Below are 19,276 nucleotides of genomic sequence, written 5' to 3'. Positions count from 1 at the left end.
GGGGTAGGTCCCCGTATTTTGTTGTTCATTTTTATCTTGAAGGGAGATAGTTGTGGCTGTTGATATGTTTATGAAAATTGAAGGTGCAAACGGTGAATCCAAAGATTCAAACCACAAAGACTGGACCGATATCCAGTCATTTGCATGGGGTGCAACCCAACCCGGTTCCATGTCTACCGGTGGTGGTGGCGGTACCGGCAAAGCCAGTTTCAATGACCTGAACGTAGTTGCACGCATTGACCGTGCCGCACCTGCCGTCATGAAACATTGCGCAACCGGCAAACACCTGGGCAAGGTGGAAGTGTCTGTGTGCAAGGCGGGCGGCAGCCAAATTGAATACTCACGCATCACGCTGGAAGACGTATTGGTGACTTCAGTCCAGTACACAGGCTCACAGGACGGCGACGCCATGATGGTTAGCTACTCCTTCCAGGCAGCCAAAGTCAAGCAGCAGTACTGGGAGCAAACAGAACAAGGCGGCAAAGGTGCTGAGTCTGTTGTTGCCTACGATATCAAGCAAAACAAAATCGTTGCTTAACATCTGGCAAGCAGTGTAGGGGTTGATTTCCCTATGGGTCAACAGAGTCAGGATGACTGTTGGCCCATCTTATTTTTTACAGGGGGATGGTTTTAATGTCTTATTTATCAATCATGCGCGCACTGGGTGGACAGCCTGTTAGCGAGCTGCTAAACCGTGTAAAGGCAAGTATCCGTAAAAATCCGGGTGATGCCGATTTGCGTGCGCAACTGTTTCAGTTATTGGTGATCACAGGAGACTGGGACAAGGCGTTTGACCAGTTAACGCTAAGTGCTGAAATGAATGCGCAGGCCCAACCACTGGCCGTTGCCTATGGTGGAGCAATAAGAGCCGAACAGGAAAGGGAAGCCGTGTTTCGCGGTGAAACAATACCGGCCGTGCTGGCCCAGCCACCGGCCTGGATGGCCATGTTGATTGAGGCCCTTAAAACACCCGATGAAGAACAGGCCGCGGGTCTTCGGGCGGTTGCCATGGAAAAGGCCCCTGGCAGTATTGGCCAGCTTGACATTGACGGGCAAGACAATGCCTTGTCTTTTGAATGGATCTGCGATGGTGATGGCCGAATCGGGCCAGTGTGCGAATTGATTGTTAACGGACGCTATGGCTGGGTTCCGTTCGAATCCATTGCCAGCATCCGTTTTATTGCCCCCCAGGGCTTAACCGACCTGGTCTGGGCACAAGTGGAAGTAGACATGCAAGACAAGCGCCAATATACCGGCTTGATGCCGGTACGTTACCCTGCACCGGCGGGTTCGTCTTATGCCCGGCTTGATGACGCCGCCAATTTAAGCCGCCGGACCGAGTGGCAGTATTGTTCTGAACAGGTTTACCTTGGCATTGGCCAGAAAATGTGGATGACCGCCAATTCTGAACAGGCCATTCTTGATGTGCGGAGGGTGGTTTTCAATCATGAAGCAAAAAACGGTTAATGCCGGGATCGCACTGTGAACATGCACATGAAACCGCCATCTGAAAGGGCTATCCGCAAGGGTGAGAAAGACCGTTTGCAACCCGCGTTGCTAGACCGGCTTACCGATAACGAGCCCGACAAAAGGCAAGAGTCGCAAGATCACGGCATGATGGATTATGAGTCTTTGCGCAAAGCCGTATTGCGTGATTTGCGCTGGGTGTTGAACACCACGAGCCTGGAAGCCGATCACGATTTACAGGCATGGCCGCAAGTCAGGAACTCTACCCTGAATTTTGGCGTGGGCGCGCTGGCAGGCAAGCGCATGTCCGAAGTGGACTGGGAAGATGTCGAAGCCTCTGTTACCCGGGCGATTGTGAACTTTGAACCCCGGATACTGGCAGATAGCCTGGAAGTAAGCAGTATTACGGCAATGGATATGCTGATGCACCACAACGTGCTGAGCCTGCTGATCCGCGGCAAATTATGGTGCAATCCCTATCCGCGCGAATTTTTGTTTCGTACCGATATTGACCTTGAAAGTGGCCATATTGATTTGTTGGAACAGGCAGGGGGGCAATAATGCAAGCGCGGTTTTTGGATTATTACAACCGTGAACTGGTTTATATCCGTGAAATGGGCAAAGAGTTTTCAGCCCAGTATCCGAAAATAGCCGGACGCCTGGGCATGAACGGGATAGATGTGGCTGACCCCTATGTAGAGCGGCTGCTTGAAGGCTTCAGTTTCCTGACCGCCCGCATCCACATGAAAATGGATGCCGAGTTTCCCCAGTTTACCCAGCGTTTGCTGGAAGTGGTGTACCCCAATTATGTGGCACCGACCCCTGCCATGACCGTAGTGCAATTTACCCCCAACTTTAGCGAAGGGCGGCTGGTGAACGGCTACGTGTTGCCCAAAGGAACCGGCTTGCGCAGCCGTGTGCCCAAGGGTGAACAGACCTCGTGTGAATTTGTGACCGGCCAGTCGCTAACGCTTTACCCGCTGGAAGTGGCATCGGCAGAATTAACCGGTATTCCACCCGATTTGCCCTTGAAACGCCTTAACCTGAACACGGCGCAACGCCCTGTGCAAAGCGCCTTGCGGGTAAAAATTCAGGTGCGTGCCGGCCAAACGCTGGATGAACTGGACCTGGACCAGCTCATGTTTTACCTGAACGGGCAGGATATCCACATGTACCGTTTGCTGGAACTGTTAATGGCGCATACGGTTGCCGTACTGTGCCATGACACCCAAAAACCCATGCGCTGGCTGAACCGCCTGAATGCGGACAGTTTGCGCCATGAGGGTTTTGACAGTGAACAGGCCCTGCTGCCGGCCGATTCCCGCGTGTTCCACGGGCACCGCATTATTCAGGAATACTTTGCCTTTCCGGCACGGTTCCTGTTTTTCAGCCTGAACAACCTGAAAAAAGGCCTGAAATTGCCAGCGGCATTATCGGGAGCAAAAGATGGGGGAGCAAAAGGAACGGTAGAAAAAGCATCAGTCGAAAAAGGCAAGGAAGAGAATAAAACCGTTCAATCGTTTGAGCTGACTTTTCTATTTGACAAACTCATCCCCGAGCTGGAAGGCAATATTACTCGCGAGAACCTGGCCCTGCATTGCGTGCCTGCCATTAACCTGTTCCGTAAAACGGCGGACCGCATTGCCGTACAGCCCAATACGCATGAATACCACTTGGTGGTCGACCGTACCCGGCCAATGGATTACGAAGTATTCAGCATTACCCGGCTGCTGGCCTATTCGGACTCGGTAAAGCACCGCGAACAGGAGTTTAGGTCATTTTATGCCTCTCTGGGCCATGACCAGGGCGATTATGGCGCCTACTATTCCCTGCGCCGCGAACCCCGGGTTGTGTCTGAAGTGGCGCGCCTGAATGGCACCCGCACTGCTTATGGTGGCAGCGAAGTGTTCATGTCACTGGTAGACCAGCATCAGGCGCCTTATTCAGAAAATATCCGCCACCTGGGGGCGGAAGTCATGTGCACCAACCGGGATTTGCCCATGCTAATCCCCTTTGGCAGCAGCCATGACTTCGCCATGAAAGTGTCTGCACCGGTCGCCGGTATCCGCATACTGCGCGGCCCCAGCCGGCCTCGCCCGGCCTTGGCCAAAGATGCCCAGGCCTGGCACCTGATCAGTCATTTAGGTCTGAACTACCTTGGCTTAACGGACCTTGACCAGGAAAAGGGTGCCCAAACCTTGCGGGAAATGCTGCGTATATATGCCAATATTGCCGACCCGGCCATTGCCCGGCAAATTGACGGCGTTCGCCATGTGCATGTTGAACCGGTGCACCACCGGCTGCCTGTACCCGGCCCGATTGTGTTTGGCCGGGGGGCCAGAATCCATCTGGAGGTGGATGAAACCGCATTTTCAGGTGCCAGTCCGTATTTGTTTGGTGCCGTGATTGAACAGTTTTTTGCGCGACATGTCTCCATCAACATGATGTCGGAGTTGGTGCTGTCTTCCCTGCAGCGTGGGGAAATTGCCCGCTGGAAACCCAGGATGGGATCCCGGCCTTCTGTATAGTATTTGAATATTAAAGGAATTTAACCATGTCTTTGGCTTCAAGAATGCAAAACAGCCCCGTGTATGATCCGGTTCACCTGCTTGGCACTGTGGAAACCATTCATGATGACGGCAGTTACAGTGTGTGTTGCGACGGTTTCGTCTGGCCATGCCGGCGGGCGGCAAGCTGCATGCTTATGCCGGCGGTGGGGGATACGGTATTGCTTAGCGGCCCCGATCATCAGCGGGTTTACTTGCTGGCGGTTATTGAACAGGCCAACCCGGCCGCTTCTTTGCTGGCGGTGCCCGGCAATTTGCGCGTAACCGCAGCCAATGTGGCCATTGAAAGCCGTGAGAATACCCGCCTGACAAGTGCGCAGGCGCTTGACCTGAACAGCGCAAACCTGAGGGTGCAGTCTGACAAAGGCATGTGCCTGGTCAATGAGATGGAATACGTAGGTAAACAAGTGAAATCCACTGTTGGCTTTTTTCATTTCATTGGCAATGTGTACGAATCCATTGTTGACCGGCTCTCCCAAATGTCCCGCTCTTCTTTCAAGGTAACCGAAGGGGTTGAGCAGGTACGGGCCGGCATGATTGATTATGAAGCGGAAAAAACCGCCCGCGTGCATTCCAAATATACCGTGGTAACGGCTGAGGACCTGATCAAGGTTGATGGCAAACAGATCCACATGGGGTAATTGGGCAGGTAAAAGGGAAGGAGTATTTTATTTACTCACTTTATGAAGTGTAATTTTATTGATATATCCGTTTTGGATAATGACGACAAGTGTTCTACTTTGAACCCAAAGGATGAGAAATGAACTTGCTGGATCTGATTGACGAACGTCCCATTGTTGCCCATACACCCTTGCCGGGTATTCTCGGTTTTGCCAGTATGACGGGGCATGAGCAGTTATCACATTTATTTGAGTTTGAAGTAGAATTGATTGCCACTACAATCTCTCTTGACCTTAAAGTATTGCTGGGCCAGCCCCTGACGCTGGAGATTGAAACCTCTGGCGCTCCGCGGTTTTTGAATGGCCAGATTGTTAAATGCGTGCTGGTGGGCCGGGAAAACCACTCTTCCGATTATTTCGTTTATCGGGCTACGGTGCGCCCTTCAATGTGGTATTTGACCCAAACGACCGACAACAGGATTTTCCAGGATAAAACCGTTCCGGATGTATTGCGGGAAGTGCTTGGGGAGTATGGTTTTCCGGTGGAGTATAAATTATTGAATACTTACCGAAACTGGGAGTATTGCGTCCAGTACCAGGAAAGCGATTTTGATTTTGTCAGTCGTCTGATGGAGCATGAAGGCATTTATTACTGGTTCCGTCATGAAAACGGCCAGCATACCCTGGTTATTTGCGATGATGTTTCAGCCCATTCCGATATGCCTGGCTATGGTGCGATTCCTTATATTGACGGTAATCGCCATTTGGGCGCAAACCGTGAATATGTGTCTGACTGGAATGTACAGGCCCAGATTACACCGGACAGTTATGCAACCGTTGATTACGATTTTCGCAAACCCAGGGTCAGTCTTGACGCGATGTCCAGGGGAGAATCCAGTGGCCAGCCGATGGGACTGGAAGTCTATGAGTGGCAGGGCGGTTATCAGGAAATTGATCACGGAGAAAGTTACTCACGGATTCGTCTTGAGGAATTGCAAGCCAGCCGTGAACAGATCCAGGGGGTGACCAATGTAAGGGGGATGGCTCCCGGTTATCTGTTTACCCTGAAAAACCATCCGCGCATGGCAGAAAACCGTGCTTACATGATTGTTTCCGCCCATTACCGGATGAGTATTGCCGGTTATACCTCGGGTACAAACCGGGAAGACAGCTTTGAAGTGGTTTTTAGTGCCTTGCCCGATAACATCCCGTTTCGTGCCCGCAGGCTGACGCCCGTACCGCGCACGCATGGTCCGCAAACGGCCAAAGTGGTGGGCCCTGCCGGGCAGGAAATCTGGACTGATCAATATGGGCGTATCAAGGTTCAATTTCATTGGGACCGTTACGGCCAGCATAATGAAAACAGTTCCAGCTGGGTACGGGTGTCCAGTCCTTGGGCGGGAACCGGTTTTGGCGGCCTGCAATTGCCACGCATCAATGATGAAGTAGTGGTGGATTTTATTGGAGGCAACCCGGACCGGCCAGTGGTGCTGGGGCGGGTTTATAACGCATCCAACATGCCACCCGTAGAGCTGCCCGCCATGGCGACCCAAAGCGGTTTCAGGAGCCATTCGGTGTACGGTGACCCCGATATGGCGAATATGTTGATCTTTGAAGACAAGCTGGGACAGGAATTGTTGCACATGAAGGCCCAGCTGGACATGCTGATAGAGGCCAACCGCAACCTGACGGTAAGGGTGGGCAATAACCTGGATACAAGGGTGGACAATACCGAAAAGCATCATGTATTAAGTACCCGCACCGTTATTATTGATGGTGCCGAAGATGAAACCTTCAATACCGGCGTGACCCGCAACATTACCTCAACCGGTCTGAAAGATACGATTGCCGACGGGGTGAATACAACCGTGACAGGTGGCAATACCTACCATTTAACGGGCGATAACAAGGTTACGGTAGATGGCCCGGAAACCGAGCATGTGACCGGTAGCCGGAACATGACCGTGGATGGTACGTTAAGTGAAACCTATAACAGTGCTTATGACCAGACCGTTAACAGCACGATGAAGCGTTACATCACGGGCACCCTGGATGACACCGTGGACGGTGCCGTCACGCAAACCTACAACGCCACCAAACAAGAAACCGTATCCGGCACTGTCACTTATGAGGCAGGGGGCGTTTCCACGCACACTTATAAGGCCAATGTGACTGAGGACATTACGGGACAGATAGACCGGAACTCTTCTACAGACATGAATTTCAAATCGGGCACCAAAATTACCATGACGGCACCTGAGGTGGTGATTGACAGTCCCAATTTTACCCAAACAGATGCCAGTAAAGCATCGGTATGGGCAGGAGTAAATTTTAAGGGGACTGGGGCAAATTTCTTTTTGGATGGGATAAAGATGGGGGCAATAGGCGTACAGACGGCAGCATATGGAGTGAAGGCAGAGGCTACGGGTATTAAGCTTGATTTTGTAGGAATCGAGAAGAAAAACAAGGCATTAACATTTACCCAGGCAGGTACAAAAATTCGGACAGCAGGGGCAGCCATTGCTTTGACTGCTATGATTCGTCTTTATATGTAAGTGTTGAATATTTATGAAAATTTTTATTTTTATTGTTATTTTTGCACTTCTTGCATTCGCTTGTGTCGTTATCTTTGAAATCGATTGGTTAGTTGTTGCTGTTATAAGCTTTCTTATTCTCATGGGTAGTATTTTTTATTTTGGCTTCAAGGATTCTTTTAAAAGTGATATGAAAACGATTCGTCTGAATGAAACAGGTGAATTGGTCCATGCTACCGTGCTTTCCATTAAACAGACCAATATTTACAACGGCGAAGATCCTGAAGTGATTATGGCAATCAGGGTGCAGGAAGTGAACGGTTCTTCTTATCAGGCAACAGTCCGGGGCACTGTTAAATTGGTTGATATACCTGCCTATCAACCAGGCAAGCAAATTGAAGTAGTACGAGACCGGCAAGACCGGTATCAAGTTGTTTTGAAAGACCCGGACTTTGAAAAAACACAGGAATTGCACCGGAAACTTCGGGAAATTAAAAAAGCAAAGCTTGACAAGAAAATGGCAGGGCAAGTGAAGTGAGTGCTGCCAATTGCATCTTTTTTTTAATTAAAGTATCGTGTTTTCATGAAAATCATTAAACCCATTCGGCTAAGTGTAATGCCCAGACCTTATGCCTGGCGCGGGCAAACCCGTTTGGGGCTGGGTGTTTATGCCCTGCTTGATTACAGCCAGGGCAGTGTCCGGCTGGATAGCGAGCAAAATCTATGGAAACTGGTGCAGGAAGAGCTGGATGCAGGGGGTGTGCTTGACCTGGCCATGCCCAAGCCGGAACCCGAGTTTCTGGTTTCTGGGCAGGCGTATACCGCGTTTCAGGAAGAAAAGCGGCAATGCGCTGTCAAGGCACGAGTCGGTGAGCTTGAAAAAGACTTGCTGGTGTTTGGGGACCGGTTCTGGGTTAACAATGAAATAAGCCGTCCCCAGCCCTTCGAGTCCATGCGTATCAACTGGGCCAATGCGTTTGGCGGCCCGTCTTTTGAGCGTAATCCCGAGGGCAAGGGAGCGGCACCAGAGCCGTTTAATGGCACCCTGGTACAGCGTTTGCCCAATATTGAAGGCTTGCGTAACCGGGTCAGTGATTCACGCAACCAGCAGAACCGGGCTGTGGCTGAAAGGGAAAAGGCGCGCCAGCGTTTGCATGAATTGGGCCATGACCCTGCTGTTTTTGTGGCACCGGAATTTGTGGGACCGAACAAGCCTTTGTCTTTTTCTGAATTGCCTGAAATATTTGAGCGTTTGCAACAGCATGTCCCTGATCGTGAAACCATTGAAAAGCAGGTTCGGGGTGAGGCGCTTTCCAGTCTGGCAAAACTGAAAAAAGAAGGGCGTATTCAGGCAGGAGGTCCGCTTGATTTTGAGGATTCCCTGAAAATTGGTGGCATGCCAATAACAGCCGAAAATCATGGCCCTTTGAAGATCGATCGGGATGGAAAACTGGCGCAGGCACTTGAAAAACTGCACCAGGAACGCAAAGTTTTACGTGAGGGTGGCAAGCCGGAAAGCAAATCTACCGGGGCACCCCTGCTGGATCCTGATTTCATGCAGCATGCTCAAAAACAAATGGACAAACTCTATCTGTATTCGGTGCAGTTCCTGGGGGCGGCACCGGTAGCGGGTCCGCACAGGATGGAGCAAATGAAAGAGGCCGTGCGCAAGGCGTACCGGGAAAATAAAAACCTGGCGGGCCTGGACCTGACGGGTATTGACCTGTCTGATATGGACCTGCAGGGTGCTAATTTGCAGGGAGCCATGCTGGAAGGGGCAATATTGCACAATGTCAGGCTGGATCATGCCAATTTGACGCATGCCGTGCTGGCCCGGGCAAAAATCTCAGGTAGCTCTTTCAAACACGCCAATCTGGCTAACAGTAATTTATCGCAGGCCCGGATTGAACACAGCACATTTGAACAGGCCTGCTTTGATCACGCCATTTTGTTTGGGCTTGAAGCTGAACAGGTACAGATGACGGGGGCGCGTTTCAAGACTTGCCAGTTTTATCAGGGCAAACTGCAACAGGTTGACCTGACCGGGGCCAGTTTTGAACAGGCGGCTTTTCATGAAGTTGTGCTGGACAGGGTTGGTTTTATTGAGGCGCAATTAAAGCAGTTGGCATTTTCCGATTGCCCGCTTTCCCATGTCAGTTTTGAACGCAGTGAGGTGGAGGGGGGCGTTTTTTACCAGTGCGGTCTTGAGCAGCTTTCTTTTGATGAAGCCTGGCTCAAGAATATTGTGTTTACCCAAGGGGTAAAGCTGAACTGTTGCACATTCAGGCAAAGCCAGATCAGGACGTGCAATTTTCGCCAGACGCATATGGAACAGTGTGATTTTAAACAGGCTCTGGCCGAGAATTGTGATTTTTCCGAGGCGGAAATTTCCCTTTGCATGATGGAGCATGCCCGCTTTCCGCAAACCCTGTTCGTCAGAACTTTTATTGAGAAAGTATCTTTGCAATACAGCAGCTTGATTGGCGCCAATCTGCAAAAGTCGGTCATGAAAGAAGTCAATCTGTATCGTGCCAACCTGTTCAGGGCTGATGTTTCCGGACTTGTGGCCGATCGGGAAACGGTTTTTGACGGCATTTATGCCGAACAGGTCAAGCGTTTCCCTGAAGCGAAAGGAGCATGAACATGAGTTTTAATTCACAACAGGTGGCGCAGGATATCCGGCAGGGAGAGGCTTTCAGGGAGGTGTCTTTTGCCAGTATGGATTTTTCCGGACAGGATCTTTCAGGGGGCATGTTCGAGAAAGTGGATTTTTCCGGGGTTGTTTTCAATCAGGCCAATTTGCAGGAAGCGGTTTTCATTCAATGTAATTTTGAACGGGCGGTCTTCAATGGCAGCAATCTTTACAAGACGACCTTTCAGGGTGCCCTGCTGGATGAATGCCGGTTTGTACAGGCTGATTGCAAAGAAATCATGGTGGTGGAGTCTTCGTTGCGGCAGTGCCTGTTCGAGGCATCGGTTTTCAGTGTGGTGACATTTAATGAATCCGATTTGTCGGGAACCGTATTCCGGCAAATGCATTTGTTTGAAAAAACGTTTTTCATCAATTGCCAGTTGGATCAATGCAGTTATGCGGGAAATAGCATGGATGCCTGTGTTTTCATGCAGGCCAATCTGGAAACGGTGGATTTTACGCAAACGGCCATGAATCGTTGTGTCCTGATGAAATGCCAGCTTGCCAGGCAGAAATTCACAAATGTGCCGTTAACGCTTTGCCAGTTTACCGACAGCGTACTGGATGAGGCTGATTTTTCAGGTTCCAACCTGAGTCAGGCCAATTTTAAAGGAGCCAGCCTGAAACGGGCGCGCATGAACAAGGCCTGTGCCGATCAGGTCCTGTTTCTGGAGGCCGACCTGGAGGCGGCCAGTCTGGCGGGGACTTCCCTGAAAAACGCGATTTTCAATGAAGCCGTGTTGACCCGGACGGTATTTGCCGGTACCAATGCATGGCAAGCCATTTTTCATTTTGCCAGTGCAGAACGGTCGGACTTTTCGGGCGCCGACCTGACTTATGCCGATTTTTCTTACGCTGATTTGCGTGGGGCGAGGTTTGGGCAGGCGAATTTTGAGCGAACCCGGTTTCACCGGGCCCTGACCGATAGTGAAAGCATCAAATCGGGGCCGGGCTGTCTTGCCGCTGACGAGGCATTGCTCAAGGCTGAATATTTTGATGCCGCGAACAATACTTATTGAATATTTTAAGGAGCACTTATGTTTGCAAATGCACAATTAATGGGAATGGATCTGGCGTTTCCCGATGTTTGTCGTACGCCACCCGTCATCCCGGTACCTTATCCCAATGTGGCACTGGGGCCCACCTATATCCCCAATGCCTTCAATATCCTGTACATGTGCACACCCGCCCATAACCTGGCCACTTTTGCGCCCATTACCAATGGCGATAACCCGGGGATTGTATTGGGTATGGTATCTAATACGGTAATGGGGCCATCACGCCATATTACCGGTGCATTCACGTATTTGCTTAAGGGTATGCCCGCTACCCGCCTGACCAGCCTGTCGTTGCAAAACCTTTTCAATATGGCCGGTATGCGGATAGTGCCCAGCCAATTGAAAATATTACTGCTGGCGCCCTGACGGTTGTGTTCAGGTAATGGCCTGAAAGGAAAAAATAATGAGCGAGAAAAAATGCGCAGCAATCATGAAATTCATGGTTGACTTGTATCATGGCCCCGAGCTTGACGCGCTGACAAAACAATATGTTGGCAAACCAGAGCAAACCTACAGAAACGAAAATCCAGATTAATATTATTCAACAAGGTGATCCTGAAAGATATTATTGAAATATCTTTCAGGTGTATTCTTGTTTACGGGTTGACAGCCGCATTCCCATCTTGTTTCCAGCGATATAAGCTGTTATTGTTTGTTTTTTCACTCATACGGCAGGGTTCAATGAAAGGGTCGGGCAAAGCATTAATGGTGTCGCTGTTTCTGGTTGCCGGTATTTTAGCCGGTTGCGATCAGGGTAATGCTGTTAATGAGGGGCCACCTGTTGTACATGGTGAGGTAGACCATTCCGAAGTGGAGCTTGCCCGTGCCAAACAGGCCGAAGCACAGGCTAGGGCTGCCGAAGCCAAGGCTCGCAAAGACGAAGCCAAAGCCATTGCCGATGAAGCCCGCTGGCGCCAAAAAGAAGCCTTAAGCAAGGAAACAGAAGCAAAATCATTGGCCGCCAAGGCCAAGTCTGAAGAAGAGGCCGCCCGCCTGAATGCCGAGGCTGCCAAAAACAATGCCATCGAAGCGCAGGCCAACGTGGAACTGGCCAAACTCAAAACGGAAGAAGCGCGCCTGAAAACCGAAGAAGCCAAGACCCGTGCCGACGAGGCAAAAGCCCGTGCGGATGAAGCCCGCTTGTTGGCTGAAGAGGCCCAGGCGCGACTGGAAACGGCCAGGTTGCAATTGGAAGAGGCGCGTTTGCAAATGCCTGTAGCAGCCGCTGGTGAAAGCCTGGCCCCCGATGCCGACTTGTCTGCCCCTGAAAACCCGAATCCAGATCCAGAAGCTGGTTCGCCTGTTCCAGATGGCACAGGCACCACACCAGAAGCGGTTACACCACCCGAACCTGAAAAATCCTAAGCCAGCACAAACGCCTGTCCGAAAATATCATCAACATCGAAACCTTCGCGCTGGCTGGGGCGGATAATGACGATTAAAAAGCCACGGAAAGCCCGCCATCAACAGTCAGGACCTGGCCGTTGATATAGGAGGCGGCAGGGGAAGTCAGAAAAAGCACAGGGCCGATGATTTCCTCGGGTTTGCCCAGACGTTGAAGGGGATTGCGTTCCTGGATTTTACGCATGGTTTCCGGTTCTTTAACCAGGGATTCATTGTGTTCGGTATCAAAAATGCCCGGGGCAACCGCATTGCATAAAATACCTTCATGACCATATTCAACAGCAATGGAGCGGGTCATGGTATTCAGGGCCTGCTTGGTAATGGGATAAATGAAATCGCCATGGCGGATGACATGGCCGGCAATGGAGCTGATGGTCACGATGCGGCCATGACGGTTTTTGCGCATGAGATCTATCGCCGAGCGGGAGACACCGATATTGGCCAGAATATTGGTATGAACGATATGTTCGATTTCAACCGGGGTCAGGTCGTGCAGGGTTTTGCGAATGCGGATGCTGGCATTGTTGACCAGGATGTCCAGGCGCTCGTGTCGCTCTTCTATTTGGGAAAAAGCCTCGCGGCGGGCATGGTAATCATTAATGTCAAAAGACAGCCAGCTGGCCGATAATCCCATATTGGAAAAGGCACTTGCCGTGTCTTTGGCACGTTGTTCATCACGCGCGTGCACAATAATGTGGGCTCCGGCATTGGCCAGACCATGGGCTATCTGGTAACCCAGGCCCCTACAGGCACCGGTAACCAGGGCAACCTGGTCTTTTAGGGAAAAAAGCTGGTTAGTGTTGCTTGCTGCATTCATGAATTGGCTCCTTGGTCCCGCTACTTGGTGTGCTGGCAGGCGTATTCATGAATATTCCTGACAGGGTGATGATTCTTTTCTTGCAAGTATAGTGCGGATTGGCTACTTTTCAAATACGGTAAAAACCATATTGCGGGGATTGGATTAATTCTCTTTTGAAGCCGTTATGGTATTTTAAATAATCAAACAAACCAGCAAACCGTTTTCAGGAATAGCCACAACATGGAAGATAATACTGTTTTATTGCCCGGTATCCAATATCCCATTATTCAGGCACCCATGGCGGGGGTTTCCACACCTGCCCTGGCTGCGACGGTATCCAATGCCGGTGCTTTGGGTTCATTGGGCGTGGCTGCGGTCAATACGGCAGGTGCCCGCCAAATGATTGAGCAAACCCTTGCCTTAACCAATAAACCGTTTAACGTGAATGTGTTTTGTCACCGGCGAACCCCGCAAAATCCACAGAAGGAACAGGCCTGGTTGGCTCACCTGAAGCCCCTGTTTGAGGAATTTGGGGCAACTCCGCCTGCGCAACTGAATGAAATTTATGACACCTTTATTGATAACCGGCCCATGCTTGACATGCTGCTGGCGCTTAAGCCCGCCTTTGTCAGTTTTCATTTTGGCCTGCCTTCCGCGGGCTATATACAAGCGCTGAAAGCGGCTGGCATTACTTTGCTGGCCAGCGCCACGACGCTTGCCGAAGCCCGGCAAATAGAGGCGGCCGGGATTGATTTTATTGTGGCCCAGGGGTATGAAGCGGGTGGGCATCGGGGGGTGTTTAACCCAGAGCAGGGTGATGCTTGCATGGGAACACTGGCGCTGGTGCGCCTGCTGGTTAAAAATTGTCGTGTGCCGGTTATTGCGGCAGGGGGAATTATGGATGGTAGCGGTATTAAGGCTGTGCTGAAGCTAGGTGCCTGTGCTGCCCAAATGGGAACCGCTTTTGTGCTTTGCCCAGAGTCATCAGCCAATGCGGCTTACCGTGCCAACCTGAAAAGCGAGCGAGCCTTGCACACGGCCGTTACCAGCGTTATTTCAGGGCGTGCCGCCAGAGGCATTGTTAACCGCATGATGACCGAGATTGAAATGGCTGGCGCACCGGTTACACCGGGCTATCCCATGACTTATGATGCAGGCAAAGCGTTGATCGCTGCCGCCAATGCAAAGGGCGACTTTGAATTTGCTGCGCAATGGGCCGGGCAGGCGGCTTACCTGGCCCGGGAAATGCCGGCAGCGCAATTGGTGGCAATGCTGGTGTCAGAGTTACAATAATTTTATGGTTTGTGCCATAAGGGGAAACCAGTAAAGTATTTGTGGCACAAAACGTGTTAAATAATAAATAACAATATATAAATTAAGAAAAAAAACAATAACAACAAACTCTTAATTATTTAATCTTAAATTAAATTTTTACATTTTTTTGTCGCTGGTATTTGGATTAATCATGTATATTTTCAAATCATGGTTTTTTTGAAATAAGTCATTGATCCATATTTTCAAAATTTTTCAGATTTTTCGTAAAGTCTATGGTTATAAATTTTATTTTTTAAATTTAAAAACTATAAGTTTCTTTATCATAAGTTTTAATAAAAAAATACACCATAAGTTTAATTTTTTGTTTTTTTTGATGTGTGTTAACTAAAACGTTGATGCGTCAAGACGAAAGGCTGTGGTTTGCGAAAAATCAACCTGTCTAGTACGTATCTTTCATAGTATGATGTATGTTTGATGTCACAGGTGCGAAGGCTTCTTATGACCCCGAAAAAAAACAGATCTCAAATTATTAATATTTTATGCACAAAAATCCTCATGGTTTTTGTGCTTTTTGCATCGGTTTTTGGTGTATCTACTGCAATGGCCCAGCGTTTGCCAGATTTTCTGGATACCCTTCAGCCTGAGGAGGTCTTCCCGGGGGCGGATCGTTTCGGGCCGGCCGAAGGCAAACCTATGGTAGCCAGGGCTTACGCCAATAACCAACAGATCGGCTATGTCTACCTGACAACCGATATCGTCAATACAAGAGGCTATTCAAGTAAACCGATTGATATTGTGGTTGGTCTGGATAATTCGGGCACCATTGTGGGTGCCAAGCTTGTCAAGCATCATGAGCCCATTGTCCTGATTGGGATACCGCAGTCAAAGGTGGATGCCTTTATTCAGGGGTATGTCGGGTTGAATATGATAACCACTCCACGTCGGCCAGGTGCGCCTCCTCCGGTTGATATTATCAGTGGAGCAACGGTAACTCTGATGGTGATCGGTGACAGCATTACCCGTTCGGTCATGGCGGTTGCCCGTCATTACAATGTTGGCAAGCCCCGGCAGGAAATGCAGACTGCTGCGCAGGAGCCCGTGCAGACACGGGTGATTGACATGAGTAAAGATGAAATCAAGTCCTGGGATGCCTTGTTGCAGGAAGGGGCCGTAAAAAATCTTCATGTCACAATTGGGGAAGTTAATAAAACATTCGAACAGTCAGGTCGTCAGGGGGCGATCAACAAGCCCGAGAAAGGCGAACCCGATGACACTTTCATTGATTTGTATGTTGCTGTCGTCAGTTCTCCCTCAATAGGCCGTAGCCTGCTGGGCGATGCTGAGTGGAATTATTTGAGAGACCGGCTGAAACCCGGGCAACAGGCTATTCTGGTAGCTGGCAAAGGTGTCTATTCCTTCAAAGGGTCCGGTTATGTGCGTGGCGGTATTTTTGATCGTATCGAGGTTATTCAACAGGAAAACAGTTTCCGTTTCACTGACCTGAATCATCAGCGTATTGCCGATCTCATGGCAGTCGGGGCGCCCTCCATTAAAGAAATAGCCTTGTTCACGGTTCCTGAATCTGCAAGCTTTTTTAAGATTGCCGAGCCCTGGCGTTTGCAGTTAATGGTGCAACGCGTTCTTAATGTGAAAGAAAAGGCTTTTGTGACCTTCGATCTTGATTACGAATTGCCACAAGCCTATACGATGCCTGATCCGGACGCACCTGTGCCTGCTCCTGCTGTAACTGCTTCGAAACCTGCAATGGCCGAATCAGAAACAGGGGTGTCTTCCTTAACGGTCACGACCGATACAACTCAGTCAGATACATCCATAACCATGGAAGAAGCCGAAGCGTCCGAACCATTATGGAAGCAAATCTGGAAATCCAAAATAGTCCAGATTGCCATTACAGTTATTGCACTGATCATTCTGGTGGGTGTATTCTTTTTCCAGAAAACCCTGGCAAAACATCCTGTTTTTTATGATCGTTTTCGTCTGGTCTTCCTGACATTCAGCCTGTTTTATATCGGTTGGTACGCGCAGGCACAGCTGTCAGTCGTTAATGTTCTGACCTTCACCACTTCCTTGCGCACCGATTTCAGCTGGGAATACTTCTTGATGGATCCGATTGTATTCATCTTGTGGTGTGCAACGGCCATTTCCATGGTTTTCTGGAATCGCGGTGCATTCTGCGGCTGGCTCTGCCCGTTTGGATCATTGCAGGAATTGCTAAACAGGATTGCCAAGAAAATAGGCATTAAACAGATCAATGTGCCGCATGGTATACATAGCCGGATGGCTGCTATCAAATATGTCATTTTTGTGGTTTTGTTCGGTTTTTCATTGTATGAACTTTCCCTTGCCGAGCAACTGGCCGAAGTGGAGCCCTTCAAAACCGCGATTATCCTGAAGTTTATCCGAAGCTGGCCATTTGTGCTGTTTGCCGTGCTGTTATTGTTGGCCGGGCTGTTTATTGAACGTTTCTATTGTCGTTATATGTGCCCACTAGGGGCCGCATTGGCCATTCCAGCCAAAATGCGGGTTTTCGACTGGTTGCGACGCTATAAAACGTGCGGTAATCCTTGCCAGCGGTGTTCCAATGAATGTCCGGTTCAGGCGATTCACCCTGAAGGAGAAATTGATCCTAACGAGTGTATCCAGTGTCTGCATTGCCAAATGCTGTATCACCACGAAGAAAAATGTCCTCATCTGATACAAAAAAATTCAAAAAGAAAAAGAACCAAAGCACCGCCTCCGCAATCTTTGCCTGTTGAAACCGTCATTCGTTTTATTCCTGGCGCAGGCAAGGCAAATACCGAGCAATAAGCGGATTAATTAGAGTTATCAAGCAGTTTTCAAGCAGTTTTGTAGTTGTAACGTGCAATGACACAGATATCTGAGAGGGATTAACTCTGGGGTCATATTATTAAGGAGTTTTTATGTCTGAGAAAAAATCGGATAAAGTAGGTTTGAGTCGCCGTTCCTTTCTGGGAACTGCTGCCCTGACTGGCGCAACAGGTCTGGTAGGTGGCGCACACTTGCCTTCATTGGCTGCAAAAGATGACAAGTCTGAAAAAGGTCTTAAATATGAGGTAGGGCTGGGCGAACTGGATGAATATTATGCTTTCAGTTCCAGTGGTCAATCAGGTGAAATCCGGGTTCTGGGCCTGCCATCCATGCGCGAACTGGTGAGGATTCCTGTTTTCAATATGTGCAGTGCTACGGGCTGGGGGCGGACCAACGAAAGCCGTAAAATCCTGAATGAAAACCTGACACCGGAAACCAGGGCTTATCTGGAAAGTACGAATATGCCGGTGCTGCCGAATGGTGATGCACACCACCCGCATATGTCATTTACCGACCAGACCTATGATGGTCGCTATGTTTTCATTAACGATAAAGCCAATAATCGCGTAGCCCGTATCCGCTGCGATGTCATGAAGACTGACAAGATACTGGAAGTTCCGAACGTATCGGGTGTGCACGGTCTGCGTCCTCAGCGTTATCCACGTACCGGCTATGTGTTTGCCAACGGCGAGCATATTATTCCTGTGCCGAATGATGGCACCATCCTAGATGATCCCAAGAAAAATTTCTGGGCTGTTTATTCCGGGATTGATGGCGATACCATGAAAGTGGCTTGGCAGGTGATGGTTGACGGTAACCTGGATAATGGTGATGCCGATTACCAGGGTAAATACTCTTTCTCAACCTGCTATAACTCTGAAAAAGGTCTGAACGTTCAGGATGCCTCTGCTAATGAGCAGGATTGGTGCGTTGTTTTCAATATTAAGCGTATTGAAGAAGCCGTTAAAAATGGCGACTTCAAGGAAATCAATGGTGTGCCTGTGATTGATGGCCGTCATGGTTCCAAATATACCCGTTATATTCCCGTTCCTAACTCTCCACACGGATGTAATGCCGCGCCTGATGGTGTTCATATTGTCCTGAACGGCAAGCTTTCACCTACGGTTACTGTACTGGATGTCACCAAGCTGGATGATCTTTTTGACGATAAAATCAAACCGCGTGATTGCGTGGTAGCCGAGCCCCAGCTGGGTCTTGGGCCGTTGCATACTGCTTTTGACGGTCGTGGCAATGCGTATACCACCCTGTTTATTGACAGTCAGATGGTTAAATGGAATATCGATCTGGCCAAACGTGCTTTCGCGGGTGAAAACGTTGACCCCATTATTCAGAAACTGGATGTTCACTATCAACCTGGCCACAATCACACCACCATGGGTGAGACCAAAGAAGCTGATGGTAAATGGCTGGTTTCCCTGAATAAATTTTCCAAAGACCGTTTCCTGAACGTCGGCCCTTTAAAACCTGAAAATGATCAGTTGATTGATATTTCAGGTGATGAGATGAAGTTGGTTCATGATGGTCCAAGTTTTGCCGAGCCTCATGACATGTGTCTGGTCCACCGCTCCAAAGTACACCCCAAACACATCTGGGACCGTAACGACCCGATGTGGGAAGACGCTCGTAAAATGGCTGAAAAAGACGGTGTGCAACTGGAATCGGCTGCCAAGGTTATCCGTGATGGTAACAAGGTACGCGTTTACATGGTTGCAGTTGCTCCCATGTTTAGTGTGCCACAGTTTGAGGTTAACCAGGGCGATGAAGTGACGGTCGTAGTTACCAATATGGAAACCATCGAAGACTTGACTCATGGCTTTACGCTGGAAGGTCATGGTGTTGCCATGGAAATTGGCCCTCAGGCAACGTCTTCCGTTACGTTTGTGGCAGGCATACCTGGTGTTCATTGGTATTATTGCCAGTGGTTCTGCCATGCCTTGCACATGGAAATGTCTGGCCAGATGATGGTTCATCCTAAAAAGTCTGCCTGAT

General features: G+C 49.6%; 16 protein-coding genes. 15 read left to right on the top strand and 1 reads right to left on the bottom strand.

What is annotated here, in order from left to right; all coding sequences use genetic code 11:
• Nucleotides 1-52 precede the first annotated feature (52 nt).
• From IE074_RS05695 to IE074_RS05645, 12 genes are all read left to right on the top strand, one after another.
• The gene (locus IE074_RS05695) at nt 53-538 is read left to right on the top strand and encodes an Hcp family type VI secretion system effector (RefSeq protein ID WP_169293096.1); all 486 of its coding nucleotides are present in this window, start codon (nt 53-55) and stop codon (nt 536-538) included.
• Between the two features lie 95 nt (nt 539-633).
• Complete coding sequence (locus tag IE074_RS05690; RefSeq protein ID WP_189384468.1) at nt 634-1,467, top strand: type VI secretion system accessory protein TagJ; 834 nt, start codon at nt 634-636, stop codon at nt 1,465-1,467.
• Between the two features lie 27 nt (nt 1,468-1,494).
• Nucleotides 1,495-2,028: a type VI secretion system baseplate subunit TssE gene (gene tssE, locus IE074_RS05685; protein ID WP_189384467.1), complete on the top strand. Its 534-nt coding sequence runs from the start codon at nt 1,495-1,497 to the stop codon at nt 2,026-2,028.
• Complete coding sequence (gene tssF, locus IE074_RS05680) at nt 2,028-3,995, top strand: type VI secretion system baseplate subunit TssF (protein WP_189384466.1); 1,968 nt, start codon at nt 2,028-2,030, stop codon at nt 3,993-3,995. Before tssE ends, tssF begins: the two co-directional genes overlap by 1 nt.
• A 26-nt stretch (nt 3,996-4,021) precedes the next feature.
• On the top strand, nt 4,022-4,675 hold the full coding sequence (locus IE074_RS05675) for a DUF3540 domain-containing protein (protein WP_189384465.1): 654 nt from the start codon (nt 4,022-4,024) through the stop codon (nt 4,673-4,675).
• A gap of 119 nt (nt 4,676-4,794) precedes the next feature.
• Nucleotides 4,795-7,209 carry a type VI secretion system Vgr family protein gene (locus IE074_RS05670; RefSeq protein WP_189384464.1) on the top strand — a complete coding sequence of 805 codons (2,415 nt, stop codon included), beginning with the start codon at nt 4,795-4,797 and terminating at the stop codon, nt 7,207-7,209.
• Between the two features lie 13 nt (nt 7,210-7,222).
• The gene (locus IE074_RS05665; protein WP_189384463.1) at nt 7,223-7,726 is read left to right on the top strand and encodes a hypothetical protein; all 504 of its coding nucleotides are present in this window, start codon (nt 7,223-7,225) and stop codon (nt 7,724-7,726) included.
• A gap of 45 nt (nt 7,727-7,771) precedes the next feature.
• Nucleotides 7,772-9,829, top strand: a complete 2,058-nt coding sequence (locus IE074_RS05660; RefSeq protein WP_189384462.1) for a DUF2169 family type VI secretion system accessory protein — start codon at nt 7,772-7,774, stop codon at nt 9,827-9,829.
• 2 nt (nt 9,830-9,831) lie between these two features.
• Nucleotides 9,832-10,899 carry a pentapeptide repeat-containing protein gene (locus IE074_RS05655; RefSeq protein ID WP_189384461.1) on the top strand — a complete coding sequence of 356 codons (1,068 nt, stop codon included), beginning with the start codon at nt 9,832-9,834 and terminating at the stop codon, nt 10,897-10,899.
• An 18-nt stretch (nt 10,900-10,917) separates the two neighbouring features.
• Nucleotides 10,918-11,304 carry a DUF4150 domain-containing protein gene (locus IE074_RS05650; RefSeq protein ID WP_189384460.1) on the top strand — a complete coding sequence of 129 codons (387 nt, stop codon included), beginning with the start codon at nt 10,918-10,920 and terminating at the stop codon, nt 11,302-11,304.
• A 37-nt stretch (nt 11,305-11,341) separates the two neighbouring features.
• Nucleotides 11,342-11,473, top strand: coding sequence for a hypothetical protein (locus tag IE074_RS14965; RefSeq protein WP_268247305.1), 132 nt, complete (start codon nt 11,342-11,344; stop codon nt 11,471-11,473).
• A gap of 146 nt (nt 11,474-11,619) precedes the next feature.
• A complete protein-coding gene (locus tag IE074_RS05645; RefSeq protein ID WP_189384459.1) occupies nt 11,620-12,303 on the top strand; it encodes a hypothetical protein in 684 nt (227 codons plus the stop codon).
• 73 nt (nt 12,304-12,376) lie between these two features.
• On the opposite strand, the gene IE074_RS05640 is transcribed toward IE074_RS05645, so the two are convergent.
• Entirely contained in the window at nt 12,377-13,159 is a 783-nt protein-coding gene (locus tag IE074_RS05640; RefSeq protein ID WP_189384458.1) for an SDR family oxidoreductase, read from the bottom strand.
• 222 nt (nt 13,160-13,381) lie between these two features.
• On the opposite strand from IE074_RS05640, the gene IE074_RS05635 reads away from it, so the two are divergent.
• From IE074_RS05635 to nosZ, 3 genes are all read left to right on the top strand, one after another.
• Nucleotides 13,382-14,434 (top strand): NAD(P)H-dependent flavin oxidoreductase, encoded by a 1,053-nt coding sequence (locus tag IE074_RS05635; RefSeq protein ID WP_189384457.1) that lies wholly within the window; start codon nt 13,382-13,384, stop codon nt 14,432-14,434.
• A gap of 537 nt (nt 14,435-14,971) precedes the next feature.
• Entirely contained in the window at nt 14,972-17,245 is a 2,274-nt protein-coding gene (locus IE074_RS05630) for a NosR/NirI family protein (protein WP_189384456.1), read from the top strand.
• Between the two features lie 113 nt (nt 17,246-17,358).
• Entirely contained in the window at nt 17,359-19,275 is a 1,917-nt protein-coding gene (nosZ, locus tag IE074_RS05625) for a TAT-dependent nitrous-oxide reductase (protein WP_189384455.1), read from the top strand.
• The last annotated feature ends 1 nt before the right edge of the window (nt 19,276 follow it).

The organism is Advenella faeciporci (assembly GCF_014652395.1).
Taxonomy (GTDB): Bacteria; Pseudomonadota; Gammaproteobacteria; order Burkholderiales; family Burkholderiaceae_B; genus Advenella; species Advenella faeciporci.
Note: the sequence above shows the minus strand (reverse complement) of the source record. Positions and strands in the feature narration are given on the sequence as shown.